Here is a 20,642-nt window from a genome sequence, read left to right as displayed (position 1 = left end):
TTTCGCTAACTACAGAGCAACTAGATGGCATTTCTTGACACATTGAATGATTCGCTTACAAAAGAACGTGGGGGACGACATGGGGGAAAGGGCCACGAGTTTCAGCGTTATTGGGCATTGTGCCATCTATTGAAGGTAGACCTTGAAAAAGATAACTACCTTTTTTTGTTAGAGTTTATTGAAGATGTTGCAGTATTAAATGATGAAGTTTATCCAACCGAAATTGATTTGTTTCAGTTAAAGAAAAAAGAAGGGGCTGGTGGAAAATGGACAAAAACGACATTATCTAAACCACCCAAAGTCGGTAAATCGATTCTTACTAAGCTTCATGAGTCTCAAAGTATTGTAAAAAACGAAACGAAAATTATTGCTTTTGTTAGTAATGCTCCAGTTGATTTGAAGTTAATTACTACTGATGACTCTACAACCCGCAGTGAATTTTTGGGGTCAGATATTGATCCAGTTTTGTCTAATTCGTTGCGTCAGTCTATTGCTAAAGAATTGGGAGTTATTGAATCTGATATTGATTTTAGCTCTTTTAAATTTGTTCGCAGCCCACTAGCAATTGATGATTTAGAAAATCATGCGATTGGTCGAGTTTCATCTTATCTTGCTGAAAAATTCCCTGATCACGTAGTTAGGGCGGATGTATTTTGTAAAGCACTTTATAGTGAGATTAAGATTAAAGCGACATCTACAGAAGATGCAGGAACATTTGAGGACTTAGGGCGGATCAGGGGCATTTCTAAATCTCAATTTACAAGTATGCTCTCTATAACATTGTCTCGTCGACCTGACTCTGAAATTATTAGTTTTTGTTTAGCTAATCTTGCCCAAGAAAATGTCCCTTATAATCGGCGTGAAGCAATAAAACGTGCTGCTCGACAATTTTTGGTGGAAAAAGCTGGGATAGCTTCTGATGTACTTGCATCGCTTAAGCAATTAGTTTCTTTGACACTTCAATCAGTGCCTGATCATTTGGTGACATCTTGGGACGTTGCTAATTGGGTTGTGGATCAGGTCATGAGCTCTTCCAAGAAATTATCGTTTGGAATGCTAGAAAAAGATTATCTACTTGCTGCGGTTCTTTATTGGATGGAACAATGAATAACCATACTTCTAACACCCTTCGGCTTGTACGAAATTTAAGGAAAGGCAAACATGACACGTTTGCGATTCAAAAAACTTTGGCTCGTTTCAGACATTGCGAGAGCGGCGCGCAAGATTGTATTCAACCAGCAGAGGACTCTACTGGTGGGAAGAAATCACACGGGAAAATCGACTATCGTCAAGCATCTCTTCCGAACATTGGGGTGTGAGGTTAAGGGAAAGACTGATAGATGGGATAAGCTTGCAGTATCTGTTGTAGAGTTTGAGCTTGACGGAAAATCATATACTGCCTATAGACGCGCAAATGTCTATGCGCTTCGAGATGATTCAACTCAGCGAATTAGTGTGACTACGAGTTACCCGAGAGTGGTCCCAGATAATTGCAGCTTTATTTGATTTTCGATTAATGCTGCCAACACACCAAGAAACATTGTCACAAGCTACGCCACCTTATTTATTTCTTCCATTTTATATGGATCAAGATGGGAGTTGGCTACAGCAATGGAATTCATTTGATAAGTTGTCACAATTTTCTAATTGGAAGAAACCCGTTGCGGCATATGTAACTGGTCAGCGTCCTAATGGGTATTATGTCGCTAAATTTAAAGAATCTATAGCAAAAGCTGCAGTAAATAATTTGAATCAAGAAATGAGCGTTGTTCAAGTCGCTCTGTCTCGAGTAAAAAAAAGCATTGCCAAGACCTGCGGTAGCCTTAGATATTACGGGGTTTAAAAATGAAATTGCCGAGCTGTTGAGAGATTCTACGCATTTAAGGAACGAGCAAGATTCACTTAGAGTTAAGGCCTTTGAATATGCAACTCAAAAAGAGTTGCTGACTAGCCAGATAGTAATGGCACGTAATGCGCTGCGTGATTTAGAGGGTGATTTAAAATATTTAACAGAATTTAAAACTGATCCATTATTAACATGTCCGACCTGCGGTACGACTCATGAAAGTGGCTTTCATGTTCGTCTTGAGTTAATAGATGATGCTGTAACACTTAGGAATGTGTTAGCGGAACTTGTTGCGGATCAACATAAATGCGAAGAGCACCTTGCAAATGTACAGGTAAAGATTAACCGTATAAAACGTAAAACGTTGGAAATTGAAAGAATTCTACAGACTAAGAAAGGGCTTTTACGTCTAAAAGATGTCATTGATAGTCATAGCTCTGACGTAATACGAGGTGCTTTTGCAAAGGATTTGGATGCACTTAAACGGCAGCTAACTCAGCAGGAGGATGCTGTTGCTTCATTGAAAGATAAAGTTTCACAGTTTGATTCGCCTGAACGTACAAAAACCATCAACGACTTTTATTCTGAAAGAATTGAGCTATTTGCTAGTGAATTAGAGGTTCAGGATTTACGTGAAGATGTAAAAAAACGCCCAGATGCTAGTGTTTCGGCTAGTGGAAGCGCTTTGCCCCGGTCATTACTTGCGTATCAATTTGCTATTTTACATACAGCTTATGAGAAGGGTGATTCTAAGTTGTTTCCTGTTGTCGTTGATTCACCAAATCAACAGGGGCAGGATGCTGGACATCTTACGCAGATGCTAAATTTCATTGTTAAGCGTACACCAGAAGAGCAACAACTTATTTTGGCGGTTGAGGATCATCCCAATGATTTTTCTTTTGATGGCGAAATCATTTTGCTAGAAAAACCTTTTAACTTATTAGAGTCTGATCAATATGAAGTTGCTTGTGCTGAGTTAGGGGCTTTTCTAGTTGGGATTGAAGCCAGTATTGATGCAATGTTAGTTCGCAAAGTTGATGTATCTTCTGAGCCTAGCAATGAATAGTGAATAAAGTGTCAACCAATCGTCAACGATACAGGCGGACAGTGGCGATTAATGGCGTTTTGAAGGGCGAATTTATGATTTAAATCAGGCTATTGGCGTATGTTGGGGCTTAATGGCGGGCGGACTACATGGACTCATAATCCTTTGGTCCACGGTTCAAGTCCGTGAAGGCCCACCAATAAAATCAAGGACTTAGCAGCAATGCTAGGTCCTTTTTTTATCTAAAAATACCCAAGTAACCACCAAGTAACCCCGTTTAAGTAGTTGCTTATCAAATTTAGATGCTGGTCTTATAAGCATTACAAATTAATGTTTTCCGAAATCAGGATTGTCTTTATTTATTGCAGCAACTATTTTTTACTGGTCTAAGCTAAAAAATATTTTTCTTAAATTTAGCTATTCAGATGAGCGCTCCTTTATCTTCTTCTGTGCATTTGACTTGTTTTGTTCCTGCAGTCAATCCACCAACGCAGTTGTCTGAATCTAAGATTTTCTTTGATTTTAATGATGGTGCGCGTATTCAGTTGCCCGATGGCGACTGGCGAGTAAGGTTATCTGATCTGCAAACCCATAACATTTTGTTTGAAACACAAATTCGCGCAGGCATGGTTATGAGTAGTAAGAAGTACTTTGTTCCGTTTCATATAGAGGTGTGGGACAAAGATCAGAAAATCTTGGATCATCGATTGAGTTTGCAAGACCAGCCTGTTTTGATTCAGTTTCCGGTGGGTACTTTAGGGGATGTGTTGGCTTGGTTTCCTTATGCGGCACGTTTTGCTGCCGAGCATCGGTGTCACCTTACATGTTCAATGGCTGCAAATTTAATTCCTCTTTTTGCTAAAGCAAATCCAACGATTCGTTTTTTTACTCCAGAAGAAATTAATACGTTTGAATTTTATGCGACTTATTACTTGGGTTTATTTTTTTGGTGATGAGGAACATCATTATCAACCTGGGGATTTTCGTTTGGTTTTGGTTTACATCGTACCGCTGGGCATTTGTTGGGAGTTGATCCTAGCGAAGAGCCTGCAAAAATTACATCGTTGGATGGTCCTCGGCGAGTTGTTGAGCCTTATGTTTGTATTGCGGTGCAAAGTTCTACGCAATGCAAATATTGGAATCACCCGACGGGGTGGATTGAGGTTGTGAAGCACCTTAAGGGGCAAGGGTTGCGTGTTTTATGTATTGACCAAAAATCATGCCATGGCAGTGGTTTAACTTGGACTACATTACCTCATGGTGCAGAAGATTTTACTGGGGATTTGCCGTTGCTGGAGCGGGCGGAGTTAATTCGCAATGCTGAGTTTTTTGTTGGATTGTCAAGTGGACTTGCTTGGTTAGCGTGGTCGGTAGGAACGCCTGTCGCTTTGATTAGCGGCTTTACTCATCCAATCAATGAATTTTATACCCCTTATCGTATTTTCAATCATCACACTTGCAATAGTTGTTGGAATGATCCGCGGCATAGTTTTGATCATGCGGATTTTTTTTGGTGTCCTCGGCATAAAGATACGCCTAGGCAATTTGAATGCACGCGGTTAATTACACCGTTGCAAGTGATCGATACATTAAATCGTGTTCCACGGCGAGCTCTAATCGTCTAAGTGAAAGAGGTAATCAATGAAATTTCGCTCTCAAAATTTGCGGTATGGCTTTCGTTGTTTTTCCAAATCGATTTTTCTTTCTCGTTTATTGTTTGTGCTTTTGATTCCTTCATCGTTGGTGCAGGCATATACCACACCAGTGACGAGTACTATTTCTGGTGAGACCGTCGACTCTGGCACTCAGTTTGTGATTGATGGTGGCGTGGTGGGTAATGGATTGGTAACGACGCCAGCGACACAAGAGGTGTTGTCTGGTGGGATAGTGAGGTCATCACATATCGATGGCAAACAAATTGTTTATTCTGGCGGCCTGTTACAAGCAAATGATGTGGTGGGAAGTCAGTATGTGAATTCAGGAGGGCGGGCAGATCAAAGTAACATTACCGGCCGACAGTATATTTCTGCGGGAGGGGTGGTGAACTCCGCTTTAATTAACACGGGTTATCAATATAACGCTGGATTAGCCAACAATACAAATATTGTTGGGGGTGGTGTTCAGTTGGTGCAGAGTGGCGGACAAGCAGTACAGACGGTGGTAAGTAATGGGTATCAAGGAGTGCTATCAGGTGGTTTGGCGACAACAACGACGGTGATTTCTGGCAGCCAGATTATTTCAGCCGGAGGTGTGGCAACCAATACCACCGTTTTATCTGGAAGTAATCAAAATATCTATAGTGGAGGTCTGGCATCCGGGGCGCAGGTGGTTTCGGGAACTCAAAGCATTTTTGCTGGCGGTTCGGCGACGAATACCTTGATTGAGCAAAATGGCGCGCAGAATGTGCAAGGCTCGGTGAGTAATACGGTCATTTCAGGTGGCTCTCAAGATATTCTTGCTGGCGTGGCTAGTTTTACGACTTTAAATGCAGGGGCAGATCAGCTGGTTGCTGGGGGTTCTGCTGTATCCAGTACGTTAAATAGTAATAGCAATCAAAGTATTTTGTCTGGTGGTGTTGCACGGCAAACGATCCTAAATGATAGTAATCAGGATGTTGGCGCAGGTGGGCAAGCATTTGATACTACGGTTGGCAGTGGTAGTGATCAAACGATTGAAGGTATTGCTACGCGCAATATGATTGCGCAAGGTGGTCGGCAGTTTGTTAGTGCGGGTGGTATTGCAAACGATTCTTTGCTGAATGGCGGTTCCCAGCAGGTTTTGTCGGGCGGGCTGGCTTCAGCAACCACCGTGGCTGCAGGCAATCAAAGAATAGAATTGGGTGGTGTTGCTAGTTCGACTATTTTGGGCGCAGCCGATCAAGTCGTGCTCGGGCGTGCTAATAACACGGTGATTGATGGTGGGCGTCAGTTTATTGAGGCTGGCGGCATTGCCAGTGGCAATACCTTCAATGCAGGCACGCAGCAGATCGCATCGGGAGGGCGAGTGATTGATACACAGCTAGTCTCCGCAAGCCAATTTGTTTTGTCTGGCGGGGCTGCTGAGAATACAAGTATCAATTCGGGCGGACGGCAGACTGTATCGCTAGGCGGTATCGCTACAGGAGTCCATTTGAATGGCGGACGTATACTGAATAATGGCACAGTGAATGAACTGAATATTTCGGGTAGCGGAGGGCAAGCTTGGTTGGCTGCGGGAACTTTGGCAGGCACAACAATAGTGTCAGGCACAAATAATCAATTGATTTTACAGGGTGGTAAGGTCGACGGGACGCTAACTATTGCCGGTCGAGATAATCAGATTGATTTACTTCAAACTGATCTTTCCGGTATTAACAACTTGCGCGATAGCACTGGATTAAATCAATTATCACTTTTAAATGGTGCGGTTATTTCTGTCGCAACGACAGCCGATGGTCGTTCGCGACCGAATGTACTTGATTTACAAAATTGGGGGGCAATTAACATTCATTCATCGCGGTGCGACCTTGGCGATGGCAGGTAATTTGGCTTTAGCAAGTAATGCAACGTTAACTAATTCAGGCACTTTGAATGTGCCAGTGAATGCGAAACTGACTGCCGGACTGAATAATGCTGGGACGATTTCTTTAGGGGGCGGAGGGCAATTTTCTACTTTAAATGTCTTAGGCCCATTTCAAAGTACCAATGGCCTTTTAATTGATCATGTTTCAGCAAATCTTGAAAAGTCATCGATGTTGCAAATTGACGGTAACTTATCTGGAACAACACGTGTTCAATTTAATAATGATGGATCTTCAGGCCGATTAGGGGAACAAATTCGTTTTGCTCAATCATCTCTTAATACTGTGACACGGGGCGATACTTTTATTGCTGCCAACCCAGTTGGGGCGCGCAATATATATGATGTCCGTTTGAAGGGGAGTCCATATGTATGGGAAATTGTACAAAAAAATGAAAATGGACAGACGAACTGGTTTTTGCAGACTCCATTTGCCCCCCCTGTGGTACCTGATGCTAATGCCGGTAAGCCATCGCAGCCAGTGCAGCCTCCGCTGACTCCTCCTGTCCCAATTATTGTACCTGTATCTCCAGAAGTATCTCCCACGTTAAAACCTGTTCGCTTACTGCCAGAAATACCTGTATATGGCATTTTGCCTGCGGTATCCGAAATCATTTTGCGTAGTAATTTAAGCACTCTAGAGCAACGATTAGATGCCGTCCCAAATGTAGCTAATGATCTTTGGATAAAAATCGATGCCACTCATTTAAAGCAAAGTGAAGATTATGGCTTTTCGTTTGATGGTTGGGGGAGTTCTGTAACAATAGGTATTGATCGAGATGGTCAGCTCGATGATAGTAAGTCGTGGCGGGGAGGGGCTTTTTTAGCTTGGAGTCACAATCAACTCAACACATCCGGAGAGGGGGCGCTTATTCAATCACGTGCTAGTGCTGATCTGGATGTTAATAGTTTTCAGACTGGCTTATATGGTCAATTGGAAAAGGATGGTTGGTATGGGCGTGCTATTGCTTTGTTAGGGTATGAGCGTGCAAAGGTTAAAACAGAAGATGCCTATAGCAATACCTTGACTGCGCCTATTTGGGCAATGAGTCTTGGTGTCGGGAAGGTGTTTGAAGTGTTTGATAATTGGACGCTCGCACCACAGCTAAATATTGGATACGCAAATTTTAATTGGGATTTACAGGATGAAAGTATTAAAGGGCGCTTTGAACAAACTTCACATTGGTATGGTGGAGCAAGTATTCGAGTTGAGCGGAGAATAAATACAGAAGAAAATATTTGGCTTCGCTCTGGTGTTACACATCAATTTGGGCGTGATAGTGCACTCAATTTAACCGCTCCCAATCTGTATTTGCCTGCGGCAGGGCCAAGTACGACGTGGCAAATGCAATTAGGGTATAGCAAGCAGACTAACTGGGGGAGTTACTATGGTTTACTAGGCGGCAGTTGGGCTCGAGGTCAGCAGCTAGGCAAGGCTGAATTGGGATTGCAATGGAAGTGGTAGTACGGTGTGCACGCTGATGGGATTTAGGCCGTTATATTTATGATTGATATTTATGTTTTAAGTGGCAAGAGTCTAAGTGATAGTAGCTTAGGCTCTTGCCGTTGTAATACGATTTAAGCTCACAAGCCATTGATTAATAAATACTGAAAACACACACAAATTTAATGGGTTCAGTATTACCAAGCCTTGACTTGAATATTTATCTTATCTGCAACTTATTTAAGCATTTTTGTCTAGCCATTCAGCTGACAGTTTAATCTCTTCATTGAGGTTGACGCCAACGCCGCGGTTAAGAATATCCTGAGCGATTTTTTTTGCTTCGTCTAATGAGTGCATCTCATAGGTACCACATTGGTAAAGATTAAGCTCAGGAATTTCAGATTGCTGAGCTACCTTAAGTACATCTTCCATGGCAGCTTGCCAGGCATTGACCACTCGCAGTTCATTTGGAGTGCCAATTAAACTCATATAAAACCCTGTGCGGCAGCCCATTGGGGAAATATCAATAATTTCTACACCATCCCCATTGAGGTGGTTACGCATAAACCCTGCAAATAAATGTTCAAGAGTGTGGATCCCTCGTTCAGATAATATCTCTTTATTCGGTACGCAAAAACGAAGATCAAAAACGGTAATTGCATCGCCGTGAGGAGTTGTCATTTTTTTTGCAATACGGACTGCAGGCGCTTTCATGATTGTATGGTCAACAGTAAAGCTATCTAGCAAGGGCATGGTGACTCCGATGTTTTGTGGGTTAGACGATTATCAAATGAGATTGTACTTAGCAATAAGGTCTATGTGGATATCCTTAGCCTTTTATTTCTTTGGTCCTCCCGAGTAGCAATTGAAGTCCGTCGTTTGTTGTGCTGCAGCGTTGATTTCGTCGTATAGCGGCGAAAATGTTAGCGAATTTAGGGGCAAAAACGGCGAAATAAGCATTTGGCGCTATATATATCCGTAATCGAGGCTTGGCATCGTTCTGTTTTTTACGCGGCAGCAGAATTAATGTTGAAATTAGATCGTATGTAATTCAACAACTTAGCACCTTTGTGTGGTTTTCTTTGCAACTAGGTGTTGACGGACTTTAGGTGGGTGGGTATAGTTCGGCCTCTCTGCTGCTGACACAGCAAACGAAACAAGCGGTTTTCCAGCTGGTTTCGGTGTCTAAGCCACTGATCTTTAACAAAATACAGCCGATGAGTGTGAGTGCTTGGTTTGCCAGTCAAACAAGTGCTTACACTCAAGATTTAAAAGAAATCTTGGTTTTTAACCAAGTGTTTCTTTGAGTAATGAGTACTAAGCCAAGTATGTAAATTCAGCTAGATTAAACGAAAGAGTTTGATCCTGGCTCAGATTGAACGCTGGCGGCATGCTTTACACATGCAAGTCGAACGGTAACAGGGTGCTTGCACCGCTGACGAGTGGCGAACGGGTGAGTAATACATCGGAATGTACCCAGTAATGGGGGATAACGCTTCGAAAGGAGTGCTAATACCGCATACGCCCTGAGGGGGAAAGTGGGGGACCGCAAGGCCTCACGTTATTGGAGCAGCCGATGGCTGATTAGCTAGTTGGTAGGGTAAAGGCCTACCAAGGCAACGATCAGTAGCGGGTCTTAGAGGACGATCCGCCACACTGGAACTGAGACACGGTCCAGACTCCTACGGGAGGCAGCAGTGGGGAATCTTGGACAATGGGCGAAAGCCTGATCCAGCAATGCCGCGTGCGTGAAGAAGGCCTTCGGGTTGTAAAGCGCTTTTGTCGGGGAGGAAATCCTAGTGGTTAATAACTACTGGGGATGACAGTACCCGAAGAATAAGGACCGGCTAACTACGTGCCAGCAGCCGCGGTAATACGTAGGGTCCAAGCGTTAATCGGAATTACTGGGCGTAAAGCGTCCGCAGGTGGCTTGATAAGATAGACGTGAAATCCCTGGGCTCAACCTAGGAATTGCGTTTATGACTGTCTCGCTAGAGTATGGGAGAGGGGGGGGAATTCCACGTGTAGCAGTGAAATGCGTAGAGATGTGGAGGAACACCGATGGCGAAGGCAACCCCCTGGCCTAATACTGACACTCATGGACGAAAGCGTGGGGAGCAAACAGGATTAGATACCCTGGTAGTCCACGCCCTAAACGATGTCTACTAGTTGTTGGGCTTTTCGGAGCTTAGTAACGCAGCTAACGCGTGAAGTAGACCGCCTGGGGAGTACGGTCGCAAGACTAAAACTCAAAGGAATTGACGGGGGCCCGCACAAGCGGTGGATGATGTGGATTAATTCGATGCAACGCGAAAAACCTTACCTGGTCTTGACATGTACGGAATCCTTTAGAGATAGAGGAGTGCCTTCGGGAACCGTAACACAGGTGCTGCATGGCTGTCGTCAGCTCGTGTCGTGAGATGTTGGGTTAAGTCCCGCAACGAGCGCAACCCTTGCCATTAGTTGCTAACATTCAGTTGAGCACTTTAATGGGACTGCCGGTGACAAACCGGAGGAAGGTGGGGATGACGTCAAGTCCTCATGGCCCTTATGACCAGGGCTTCACACGTCATACAATGGTCGGTACAGAGGGTCGCCAACCCGCGAGGGGGAGCTAATCTCACAAAACCGATCGTAGTCCGGATTGCACTCTGCAACTCGAGTGCATGAAGTCGGAATCGCTAGTAATCGCGGATCAGCATGTCGCGGTGAATACGTTCCCGGGCCTTGTACACACCGCCCGTCACACCATGGGAGTGGGTTTTACCAGAAGTAGCTAGGATAACCTTCGGGAGTCCGGTTACCACGGTAGGATTCATGACTGGGGTGAAGTCGTAACAAGGTAGCCGTAGGGGAACCTGCGGCTGGATCACCTCCTTTCAAGAGAAAGATTGGTAGATTAAGTACTCACACTCATCGGCTGTAGATTTGAAGAATGTCGGCTTGACGACATGAAGAAGTACTAAGCAATTAGATACTTTGACATTGAGTTGGTTTGACGACGATATGGGTCAGTAGCTCAGTTGGTTAGAGCACCGTGTTGATAACGCGGGGGTCATAGGTTCGATTCCTATCTGACCCACCAGTATCACGGGGGTTTAGCTCATCTGGTAGAGCACCTGCTTTGCAAGCAGGGGGTGAACGGTTCGAGTCCGTTAACCTCCACCATTGTCTGCTGTAGAAAATAGAATTCTATGTATTGCACGTTGTTGTGTGCAGTGTATTTTATTCTGGTTTCTAAAATTAGAATGATTATTCATTTAATGATTAATTAAATATCGCTCTTTAACAAAATAGAAGAAGTAATTAATTCCAATAAACATTGTAATGGAATTTGATTTGAGAATAACTGCTTGCAGTTGTTGTTGAGTTTAGTTTCAAAGTAAAAATATTGGGTTGATTGTATCTGTTCAGTTGTGCTGGTCTCATGCCAGTGGAACTGAACCGCAAGTGAAATGAGAACTCACTTGCAAGTCGCAAATACGATTTCATTAATCTGAGATACGTTTTACGTGTTTGAGGTTATAGGATCAAGCGAATAAGTGCATCTGGTGGATGCCTTGGCGATGATAGGCGACGAAGGACGTGATAGCCTGCGATAAGCGTGGGGGAGCTGGCAAAGTGCTTTGATCCCACGATTTCCGAATGGGGAAACCCGGCCCTTTTGGGTCATCCTAGACTGAATACATAGGTCTAGCGAAGCGAACCCGGTGAACTGAAACATCTAAGTAACCGGAGGAAAAGAAATCAACCGAGATTCCCAAAGTAGTGGCGAGCGAAATGGGAAGAGCCTGTACGTGATAGCAGTAGACTTAATAGAATGGAATGGAAAGTCCAACCATAGTGGGTGATAGTCCCGTATATGAAAAGTCAATTGTGGTACTAAGCGTACGAGAAGTAGGGCGGGACACGAGAAATCCTGTTTGAAGATGGGGGGACCATCCTCCAAGGCTAAATACTCATCATCGACCGATAGTGAACCAGTACCGTGAGGGAAAGGCGAAAAGAACCCCGGGAGGGGAGTGAAATAGAACCTGAAACCGGATGCATACAAACAGTGGGAGCCCTTGAAAAATGGGGTGACTGCGTACCTTTTGTATAATGGGTCAGCGACTTACGTTCAGTAGCGAGCTTAACCGAATAGGGGAGGCGTAGGGAAACCGAGTCCGAATAGGGCGCATAGTTGCTGGGCGTAGACCCGAAACCAAGTGATCTATCCATGGCCAGGATGAAGGTGCGGTAACACGCACTGGAGGTCCGAACCCACTAACGTTGCAAAGTTAGGGGATGAGCTGTGGATAGGGGTGAAAGGCTAAACAAACTTGGAAATAGCTGGTTCTCCTCGAAAACTATTTAGGTAGTGCCTCATGTATCACTGACGGGGGTAAAGCACTGTTATGGCTAGGGGGTCATCGCGACTTACCAAACCATGGCAAACTCTGAATACCGTCAAGTGCGAGCATGGGAGACAGACCTGGGGTGCTAACGTCCTGGGTCAAGAGGGAAACAACCCAGACCGCCGTCTAAGGTCCCAAATGATCAATTAAGTGGAAAACGAGGTGGGAAGGCACAGACAGCCAGGATGTTGGCTTAGAAGCAGCCATCATTTAAAGAAAGCGTAATAGCTCACTGGTCGAGTCGTCCTGCGCGGAAGATGTAACGGGGCTCAAATTGATAACCGAAGACGCGGATATGACCATTTATGGCATATGGTAGAGGAGCGTTCTGTAAGCCTGTGAAGGTGTCTTGAGAAGGATGCTGGAGGTATCAGAAGTGCGAATGCTGACATGAGTAGCGATAAAGGGAGTGAAAAGCTCCCTCACCGAAAACCCAAGGTTTCCTGCGCAACGTTCATCGGCGCAGGGTGAGTCGGCCCCTAAGGCGAGGCAGAAATGCGTAGTCGATGGGAAACAGGTTAATATTCCTGTACTTGATATAAGTGCGATGTGGGGACGGAGAAGGTTAGGTTAGCCAACTGTTGGAATAGTTGGTTTAAGTGTGTAGGCGGGTGTCTTAGGCAAATCCGGGACGCTGTTAACGCTGAGGCATGATGACGATTCACTTAGGTGATGAAGTAACTGATACCCTGCTTCCAAGAAAAGCCACTAAGCTTCAGCTTATATTGAACCGTACCGCAAACCGACACAGGTGGGTAGGAAGAGTATTCTAAGGTGCTTGAGAGAACTCGGGAGAAGGAACTCGGCAAATTAACACCGTAACTTCGGGAGAAGGTGTGCCTTATAGGTGAAGAACCTTGCGTTTGGAGCTATATAAGGCCGCAGAGAAATGGGGGCTGCGACTGTTTATCAAAAACACAGCACTCTGCCAACACGAAAGTGGATGTATAGGGTGTGACGCCTGCCCGGTGCTGGAAGGTTAATTGATGGGGTGCAAGCTCTTGATCGAAGCCCCAGTAAACGGCGGCCGTAACTATAACGGTCCTAAGGTAGCGAAATTCCTTGTCGGGTAAGTTCCGACCCGCACGAATGGCGTAACGATGGCCCTACTGTCTCCTCCCGAGACTCAGCGAAGTTGAAGTGTTTGTGAAGATGCAATCTCCCCGCTGCTAGACGGAAAGACCCCGTGAACCTTTACTGTAGCTTTGCATTGGACTTTGAAGTGGTTTGTGTAGGATAGGTGGGAGGCTTTGAAGCTGAGACGCTAGTTTCAGTGGAGCCGTCCTTGAAATACCACCCTGACCCCTTTGAGGTTCTAACCTTGGTCCGTTATCCGGATCGGGGACCGTGCATGGTAGGCAGTTTGACTGGGGCGGTCTCCTCCCAAATTGTAACGGAGGAGCTCGAAGGTCGCCTAGGTACGGTCGGACATCGTACTGATAGTGTAATGGCAAAAGGCGGCTTAACTGCGAGACCGACAAGTCGAGCAGGTGCGAAAGCAGGACATAGTGATCCGGTGGTTCTGTATGGAAGGGCCATCGCTCAACGGATAAAAGGTACTCCGGGGATAACAGGCTGATTCCGCCCAAGAGTTCACATCGACGGCGGAGTTTGGCACCTCGATGTCGGCTCATCACATCCTGGGGCTGTAGCCGGTCCCAAGGGTATGGCTGTTCGCCATTTAAAGTGGTACGTGAGCTGGGTTCAAAACGTCGTGAGACAGTTTGGTCCCTATCTGCAGTGGGCGTTGGAAATTTGAGAGGGGCTGCTCCTAGTACGAGAGGACCGGAGTGGACTGACCTCTGGTGTACCGGTTGTCACGCCAGTGGCATTGCCGGGTAGCTAAGTCGGGAAGAGATAAGCGCTGAAAGCATCTAAGCGCGAAACTTGCCTCAAGATGAGATTTCCCTAGGGTTTTAAATCCTCTAAAGAGTCGTTCGAGACCAGGACGTTGATAGGTTGGGTGTGGAAGCGCAGTAATGCGTTAAGCTAACCAATACTAATTGCTCGTGAGGCTTGATCCTATAACCTGAAGCGCGTATGCGACGATGGATATAATCGACCCAAATACGTAGGAATGTACGTAAGTGCATGAATACGAAGACAAATACTGAAACAGTGTGGTTGGAAAGTGTAGTATAATTACTTCTTCTATTGATTTTACGAGTTAGCGTTGTAGGCGGTTGTGAGATGAGGAAATAAGATTCCAAGTCAAGAGCAGAAGCTGAATGCGATAACTCTCGTGTGACTCGAAAGAGTTGCACCAGACAGTTTAATGTCTGGCGACCATAGCGAGGTGGTCCCACTCCTTCCCATCCCGAACAGGACAGTGAAACACCTCAGCGCCGATGATAGTGCGGATTGCCCGTGTGAAAGTAGGTCATTGCCAGACTTCCCTATAGAGAAGCCCGATTCGAAAGAGTCGGGCTTTTTGCTGTGCGTTAAATTAATAATGTATGCGTCTGGCGTGACAACCTATTCTTCAGTGTTGATTTGGATTAGCCGCGCAACGGCAGTAATTCATCAATCCGACTATTCGGCCGGATCGCGTTTTCGATTGGATTATTGTCGATCGGCAAGTCGTACGGTAATCCCCCACCAAACCAGCTCATTTTCCCCCTATGTCAGACTAGTTGTCGCCTCTGAATTTTCATTGGCTTGAAAAAACAGAGGCTTCAACATGCAAAAAATCACGTATTCTGACGACTTTAAACAGCAGGCTTTGAGCAAAGTTTATCAACGCCAAGGTCGCACGATTGAATCGGTAGCTCAGGAACTTAATCTTTCTAAATTTACCCTGAAGGGCTGGATGGCTGCCGCTAAGAAAACACAAATTCCAACGCCGATTGAGCGCGCGAAACGACCTGAAGATTGGTCGATTGAGGAACGCCTTTTGGCTCTGCAACAGAGTCATGGCTTACCTGAAATTGAGCTCAATGCGTGGTGCCGTCAGCAGGGTTTGTTTCCCCATCATTTAAGTCAGTGGCGAGCGGAATTTTGTACTCCGCCAGCCATTCAAAACAGTAAAGTCGATGTTCAGTCGATGCGTGAGCTGAAGAAAGCCAATCAACAGTTGCAGCGTGAATTGAACCGCAAAGACAAGGCATTGGCGGAGGCTGCGGCGCTGCTGATTTTGCAAAAAAAGTTCAATGCCTACCTGGAGGGCGCGGACGAATGACGGCGCTGGCCGAGCGCCAGCTTTGCCTTGATTTGCTGCAAGAGGCCATTTTGGCAGGGGCTCGACAGACGTTGGCTTGCGCTATTCTCGGCTTCAATATCCGCACGATTCAGCGCTGGACTGACGGTGATACGGTGATGATTGATCAGCGTCCATTGCAGAAGACAGTGCCCGTCCACAAGTTGACTTTAGCCGAGCGAGCGACTGTTTTGGCGGTGGCTAATTCCGCCGAATTTGCGCATTTACCACCGAGCCAGATAGTCCCTCGATTAGCCGATCAGCAACGTTATATTGCTTCAGAATCAACGTTCTATCGGGTGCTGCGCGCAGCGGATCAACTCCAACATCGTCGCGCCGAGCGTCCGGCGCAAGTGCGCAGTAAACCGAAGGCCTTGTGCGCCATCGCACCGAATCAATTGTATAGCTGGGACATCACTTACTTGGCGAGCACGATTCAGGGAAAGTATTTTTACCTGTATATATTTCTCGATATATTCAGCCGAAAAATCATCGGCTGGCAGGTATACGCAGAAGAAAGCAGTCAAAACGCCAGCGACATGATGCAAGACATTTGCCGACGTGAACGCATCGCGCGCGACCAGGTGATATTGCACTCGGATAATGGCAGTTCAATGAAGGGTTCGACGATGCTGGCGACGCTGCAAAATTTATGGGTTGCGGCATCATTTAGTCGACCGGCAGTGAGCAATGACAACCCGTACTCCGAGTCGTTATTTAAAACGCTGAAATACCGCCCGATGCAGTTGCCCAAGCCATTTGAAGATTTACTGGCGGCACGGCAATGGGCGACGCAAGTGGTGCATTGGTACAACGAAGAGCATCGTCATAGCAGCATAAAATACGTCACACCGACCGAGCGCCATGCTGGCGAAGATCAGGCGTTGTTGGCGCAACGAATTGCCGTTTATGAAGCGGCGCGAGCTAAGAATCCACGGCGGTGGTCAAGCAAAACGCGCAACTGGGAAAGGACGAAAATTGTGCATTTGAATCCAGAAAAGCTATCCGATACAGAGGTCTTACTTGTAAGGGAAAAAATGGCGCAAAAGATGGCATAGGATTTAACGATTGAGGCGACAACTAGTTTGACAATTACCGTTTTTAAGTAGAATTTTCTCGCAGTCTTTGAGGAGCTTCTACATGAAAGCAGCACGTTATTCTGACAGCCAGATTATGGCGATTTTAAAGCAGGCCGAAGCCGGCTCCACTGTTCCTGATCTATGCCGTGAACACGGCATGAGCTCGGCTTCCTTTTATAAAAATGCGCGCTAAGTTTGGCGGCATGGACGTCTCGATGATGACGCGCATGAAAGAGCTGGAAGATGAAAACAAGCGCCTTAAAAAGATGTATATCGAAGCTCAAATGCAGGCGGACATCATCAAGGAAGCCATGTCAAAAAAGTGGTGAAGCCATCTCAGCGGCGTGAGATGGCGCGCTGGGCCGTTGCAACCAAAGCCGTTTCGATTCGTGCAGCTTGCGCTAGCTTTGCGATCAGCACGACTTGTTATCGCTATGTGGCAAAACTAGACGCAGAAAATGAAAAAATTGCAGATTCGTTACTGCAACTCACCGAAGTTCATCGCAACTGGGGCTTTGGTCTGTGCTTTTTGCATCTACGAAACGTCAAGAAAAAGCTTTGGAATCACAAACGGGTCTACCGGATTTATTGCGATTTAGAATTAAATCTGCGAATTAAGCCTAATAAACGCTTAATTCGTGTAACGCCAGCGCCATTAGCAGTGCCTGAGAAAATCAATGAAACGTGGTCGATGGATTTTATGCACGACCAATTGGCCGATGGCCACAGCATTCGCCTGTTTAATGTGATTGATGATTTTAATCGGGAAGGTTTAGCAATTGATGTTGATTTCTCTTTGCCGGCCGAGCGTGTGGTGCGTAGTTTGAATCAAATTATTGAATGGCGAGGCAAGCCAAAACGGATTCGCTCAGATAATGGGCCTGAATATATTAGTCAATTGTTAAAAAACTGGGCGGAACAACATTCGATTGAGTTGGCGTATATTCAGCCGGGCAATCCCCAGCAAAATGCTTATATCGAGCGCTATAATCGGACCGTGCGGCATGAATGGCTGGCTTGCGATGACTTTGAAAGTCTTGCTGAAGTGCAAGAGGTTGCCACACAATGGCTTTGGAGTTACAACAACGAACGCCCGCACATGGGTTTGGGTGGCATCACCCCGAAACAAAAACTGGCATTACATGCCTGACCTCTACTTTTAAGTGAGCTTAAAAATGGGGGATTACCAATAATTTCAAATCAAAAACATATTACTCACCTTAGATATGTACTCTTTTGTATCCTTCATAATATATTCTGTTTTTTTCAATTCATGAAACATTACGTCGTAATAAATCTGCTTGCAACCTGCATAGAAAAAGTGAGAAAAATTATTAACGACACAATTTTATCAATTAAAGGCACGTTCACGGAGTATGAGCGATATAGTTCGAAGTTTGACAATAGCTGACGACAAAACTGATTTGAAAATTTGTGTTTTTTTTACTGTTATTAAGTTTACATTGATGTAATACTATGTTGGTAATTAGAAAGAAAAACGGAGTGCATATTGCTAAGTTTTGTACAACACATAAATTTTGACTAGACTAAACTCATGATGCTCAAATTTTTGGGGTGGATCAATGTCAGTAAATTCAATGTTAAATATGGCTAAAAATCCAATAGCTAATAATAAAATTGGTTTTGTTAGCATTTTTTTATTAGGTATTAATGGAATTATAGGTTCAGGCATTTTTTTTACTACCAAATCAAGTGTATGCAAAAATCGGTGCTGCTAGCATTGCTATTGTATTAGTTGCATCGTTACTAGTCCTTGTTATCGCGTTATGTTATGCCGAATTAGCCAGTAAATTTACTGAAAATGGTGCAGCATGGATTTATAGCTATAGAGCATTTGGTCGATTTGTTGGATTTGAAGTCGGATTTTATGCTTGGATTTTGGGTATTATAATACTATCTTCTGAAATAGCTGGTTTTTTAACCGCATTAGCAGGCTTTTTTCCGGAACTTAAAGATAGTTCCTTGTATGATTTATCTGCAATGTTAATTTGTATTTTTCTTGTAATTGTAAATTATTTCGGTATTAGTCTTGCTAAGTTTTTGAATAATTTATCCTCGATTTCTAAATTAATTGTTATATTTTTATTTGTTGCAGTTGGTATATTTTATTTTGATCTTAGTAAATTTCAGCCGTTTGTATTACCCGAAGTTGTATCTAATGATTCTTTTTACTCTTCAGTTGGTGCTGCACTTGGTGTTATTTTTTATGCATTTACGGGGTTCTCTTTTTTACCTATTGCTGCGGCACGTATGGATAATCCACAGAAAAATATTCCTTTGGCTTTAATCTCCGTTATTATGACATGCAGCGTTATTTATTTTCTGTTGGTTGTAGTTTCAATTAGTATTTTAGGATCTAATCTGGCAGTATCATCTTTGCCTGTTGCAGATGCATTTTCAAAAATGGTAGGGAGTTGGGGGTATAACTTAATTGTGATTGGCATGCTGATTTCTATAGGTGGTGTTATTTTAGCTTTTTCATTTAGTGTTCCATTAATTGCATCATCACTAGCATTACAACATCAGTTACTACCTGAGTTTATTGGTGAGAAAAATAAGTATAATCGACCTGTTAATGCACTAATGATCACTTTTGCTTTATGCTCAGTTCTGCTTTTGAGTGGTGATTATTTATTCCTAATTTCTTTGGCTGTTTTTGCTTCTTTTGTTCAGTATATACCAACAGCATTGGCTGTACTTAAATTAAGAAATGATAAAAATTTACCTGTTGGGTTTGTTATTCCTGGAGGGAGGACTGTGCCGATTTTAGCTATTTTGTCATCGCTATATCTATTGTCTAACTTTAATATGAAAATTTTTATATTTGGATGTGCTGGCTTAGTTGTTGGCGCTGTAGTTTATTTTTTTCAAAAAATAAGAATAGATAACTAGTGATTTCGATATTTTTATTCTGTTGAATAAGTTTTATATTTTTGAGTGTTATAAGGTTGATTAAATGATTAAATCGATAATGCAATTACCTTTTTGGACTGTTGCTACACCGTTTATAGGGTGTTTATTACTGCTTGGACAATCGATTGTTTTTGGTGAATGGTATTTAATTTTATTATCAACCGGATTATTTTTTGGTGTTTTGGCTGCCGTTCATCATGCTGAGGTCGTTGCACATCGTGTCGGTGAACCGTTTGGAACTTTAGTACTGGCTGCTGCAATTACAGCAATTGAAGTTGCACTGATTGTGACGCTAATGCTCACAGGTGGAGAAGCAGCATCTTCATTAGCGCGCGATACCATTTTTGCAACAGTAATGATTATCCTAAATGGTATTGTTGGATTATGTTTATTGGTTGGAGGTAATCGCTTTGGGGAGCAGCGATTTGGAATGTTGGGTGTTAATGCTTCATTATCTACTTTAGCAGCCATTGTAGTATTAACTTTAATCTTACCTAACTATACAACTACTGTGGCTGGGCCAATTTATAGTTCAAACCAATTAGCATTCGTGGCATTAGTTTCTTTAGTTTTATATGGGACTTTTCTTTTTGTGCAAACTGTTCGTCATCGCGATTATTTTTTACCTCAACAAGGCGTGAGTGATGAAGATATTCATGCAATACCACCAACAACTAAAGTTGCGATCTTGAGCGCTGTTTTATTAGTCATAGGCTTAATCGCGGTTGTTTTATTAGCAAAATCAATTTCTCCAGTGATTGAGGCTGGTGTTGCTAGTATTGGTGCTCCAGCAGCACTAGTAGGTGTTATTATCGCAGCCATTGTGTTGATGCCTGAAGGCTTGGCAGCATTGCGTGCAGCAAAATGTAATAGATTACAAACTAGTCTAAATTTAGCATTGGGTTCTGCATTGGCTAGTATTGGCTTATCGATACCCGCAGTTGCAATTGTATCTATTCTGAATGGTTGGCCTTTAATGCTTGGTATTGATGCTAAATCAACAGTATTGTTGGTGCTGACATTGATTGTTTCAACTTTGTCATTAGGCAATGGTAGGACCACCGTTTTGCAAGGGCTTGTTCATTTAATGATTTTCTCTGTTTATCTTTTTATGACAATTTTCCCATGAAGTAAAAGATTGAT

General features: G+C 44.0%; 8 protein-coding genes, 3 tRNA genes, 3 rRNA genes and 3 pseudogenes. 16 read left to right on the top strand and 1 reads right to left on the bottom strand.

Translation table 11 applies throughout. The features are described 5' to 3' along the window. The first annotated feature begins 24 nt into the window (after positions 1 to 24). The 7 genes and pseudogenes from GKO28_RS04200 to GKO28_RS04165 all read left to right on the top strand — a co-directional run bounded on the left by GKO28_RS04200 (position 25) and on the right by GKO28_RS04165 (position 7,914). Positions 25 to 1,107, top strand: coding sequence for a DUF4297 domain-containing protein (locus tag GKO28_RS04200; protein ID WP_182075458.1), 1,083 nt, complete (start codon positions 25 to 27; stop codon positions 1,105 to 1,107). 409 nt (positions 1,108 to 1,516) lie between these two features. Next, positions 1,517 to 1,843 carry a hypothetical protein gene (locus GKO28_RS04195; protein ID WP_182075457.1) on the top strand — a complete coding sequence of 109 codons (327 nt, stop codon included), beginning with the start codon at positions 1,517 to 1,519 and terminating at the stop codon, positions 1,841 to 1,843. After that, positions 1,803 to 2,912 carry a hypothetical protein gene (locus GKO28_RS04190; protein ID WP_182075456.1) on the top strand — a complete coding sequence of 370 codons (1,110 nt, stop codon included), beginning with the start codon at positions 1,803 to 1,805 and terminating at the stop codon, positions 2,910 to 2,912. The genes GKO28_RS04195 and GKO28_RS04190 overlap by 41 nt, the downstream gene beginning before the upstream one ends. A 105-nt stretch (positions 2,913 to 3,017) precedes the next feature. Continuing rightward, positions 3,018 to 3,090: transfer RNA gene (locus GKO28_RS04185), tRNA-Leu, on the top strand. A gap of 226 nt (positions 3,091 to 3,316) precedes the next feature. Continuing rightward, positions 3,317 to 4,516: pseudogene (locus GKO28_RS19230) on the top strand (autotransporter strand-loop-strand O-heptosyltransferase). Positions 4,517 to 4,532: 16 nt separating this feature from the next. Next, a complete protein-coding gene (locus GKO28_RS04170; RefSeq protein ID WP_182075455.1) occupies positions 4,533 to 6,413 on the top strand; it encodes a hypothetical protein in 1,881 nt (626 codons plus the stop codon). Continuing rightward, positions 6,403 to 7,914, top strand: a complete 1,512-nt coding sequence (locus tag GKO28_RS04165; protein WP_182075454.1) for an autotransporter outer membrane beta-barrel domain-containing protein — start codon at positions 6,403 to 6,405, stop codon at positions 7,912 to 7,914. The genes GKO28_RS04170 and GKO28_RS04165 overlap by 11 nt, the downstream gene beginning before the upstream one ends. Positions 7,915 to 8,133: 219 nt before the next feature. Here GKO28_RS04165 and luxS read toward each other — a convergent pair whose 3' ends face one another. Next, entirely contained in the window at positions 8,134 to 8,646 is a 513-nt protein-coding gene (gene luxS / locus GKO28_RS04160) for an S-ribosylhomocysteine lyase (RefSeq protein WP_182075453.1), read from the bottom strand. Positions 8,647 to 9,240: 594 nt separating this feature from the next. Between luxS and GKO28_RS04155 the strand changes: the two genes are divergently transcribed. The 9 genes and pseudogenes from GKO28_RS04155 (at position 9,241) to GKO28_RS04115 (ending at position 20,628) form a co-directional block, all read left to right on the top strand. Then, positions 9,241 to 10,773, top strand: a 16S ribosomal RNA gene (locus GKO28_RS04155). A 128-nt stretch (positions 10,774 to 10,901) separates the two neighbouring features. After that, positions 10,902 to 10,978 (top strand) — tRNA-Ile (locus GKO28_RS04150). A 7-nt stretch (positions 10,979 to 10,985) separates the two neighbouring features. Further along, a tRNA-Ala gene (locus GKO28_RS04145) sits at positions 10,986 to 11,061 on the top strand. Between the two features lie 360 nt (positions 11,062 to 11,421). Continuing rightward, positions 11,422 to 14,314: ribosomal RNA gene (locus GKO28_RS04140) — 23S ribosomal RNA — on the top strand. Positions 14,315 to 14,568: 254 nt separating this feature from the next. Then, positions 14,569 to 14,682: ribosomal RNA gene (gene rrf, locus GKO28_RS04135) — 5S ribosomal RNA — on the top strand. The 16S, 23S and 5S rRNA genes sit together here with 2 tRNA genes alongside, the layout of an rRNA operon. A 288-nt stretch (positions 14,683 to 14,970) precedes the next feature. Further along, positions 14,971 to 16,544 (top strand): annotated as a pseudogene (locus GKO28_RS04130) (IS3 family transposase). An 82-nt stretch (positions 16,545 to 16,626) separates the two neighbouring features. After that, positions 16,627 to 17,715, top strand: a pseudogene (locus tag GKO28_RS04125) (IS3 family transposase). A 563-nt stretch (positions 17,716 to 18,278) separates the two neighbouring features. Continuing rightward, the gene (locus tag GKO28_RS04120; RefSeq protein WP_182075450.1) at positions 18,279 to 19,478 is read left to right on the top strand and encodes an APC family permease; all 1,200 of its coding nucleotides are present in this window, start codon (positions 18,279 to 18,281) and stop codon (positions 19,476 to 19,478) included. Between the two features lie 64 nt (positions 19,479 to 19,542). Continuing rightward, positions 19,543 to 20,628 (top strand): calcium:proton antiporter, encoded by a 1,086-nt coding sequence (locus GKO28_RS04115; protein ID WP_182075449.1) that lies wholly within the window; start codon positions 19,543 to 19,545, stop codon positions 20,626 to 20,628. The last annotated feature ends 14 nt before the right edge of the window (positions 20,629 to 20,642 follow it).

The sequence above is a fragment of the Deefgea sp. CFH1-16 genome (assembly GCF_016881365.1).
GTDB lineage: Bacteria > Pseudomonadota > Gammaproteobacteria > Burkholderiales > Chitinibacteraceae > Deefgea.
Note: the sequence above shows the minus strand (reverse complement) of the source record. Positions and strands in the feature narration are given on the sequence as shown.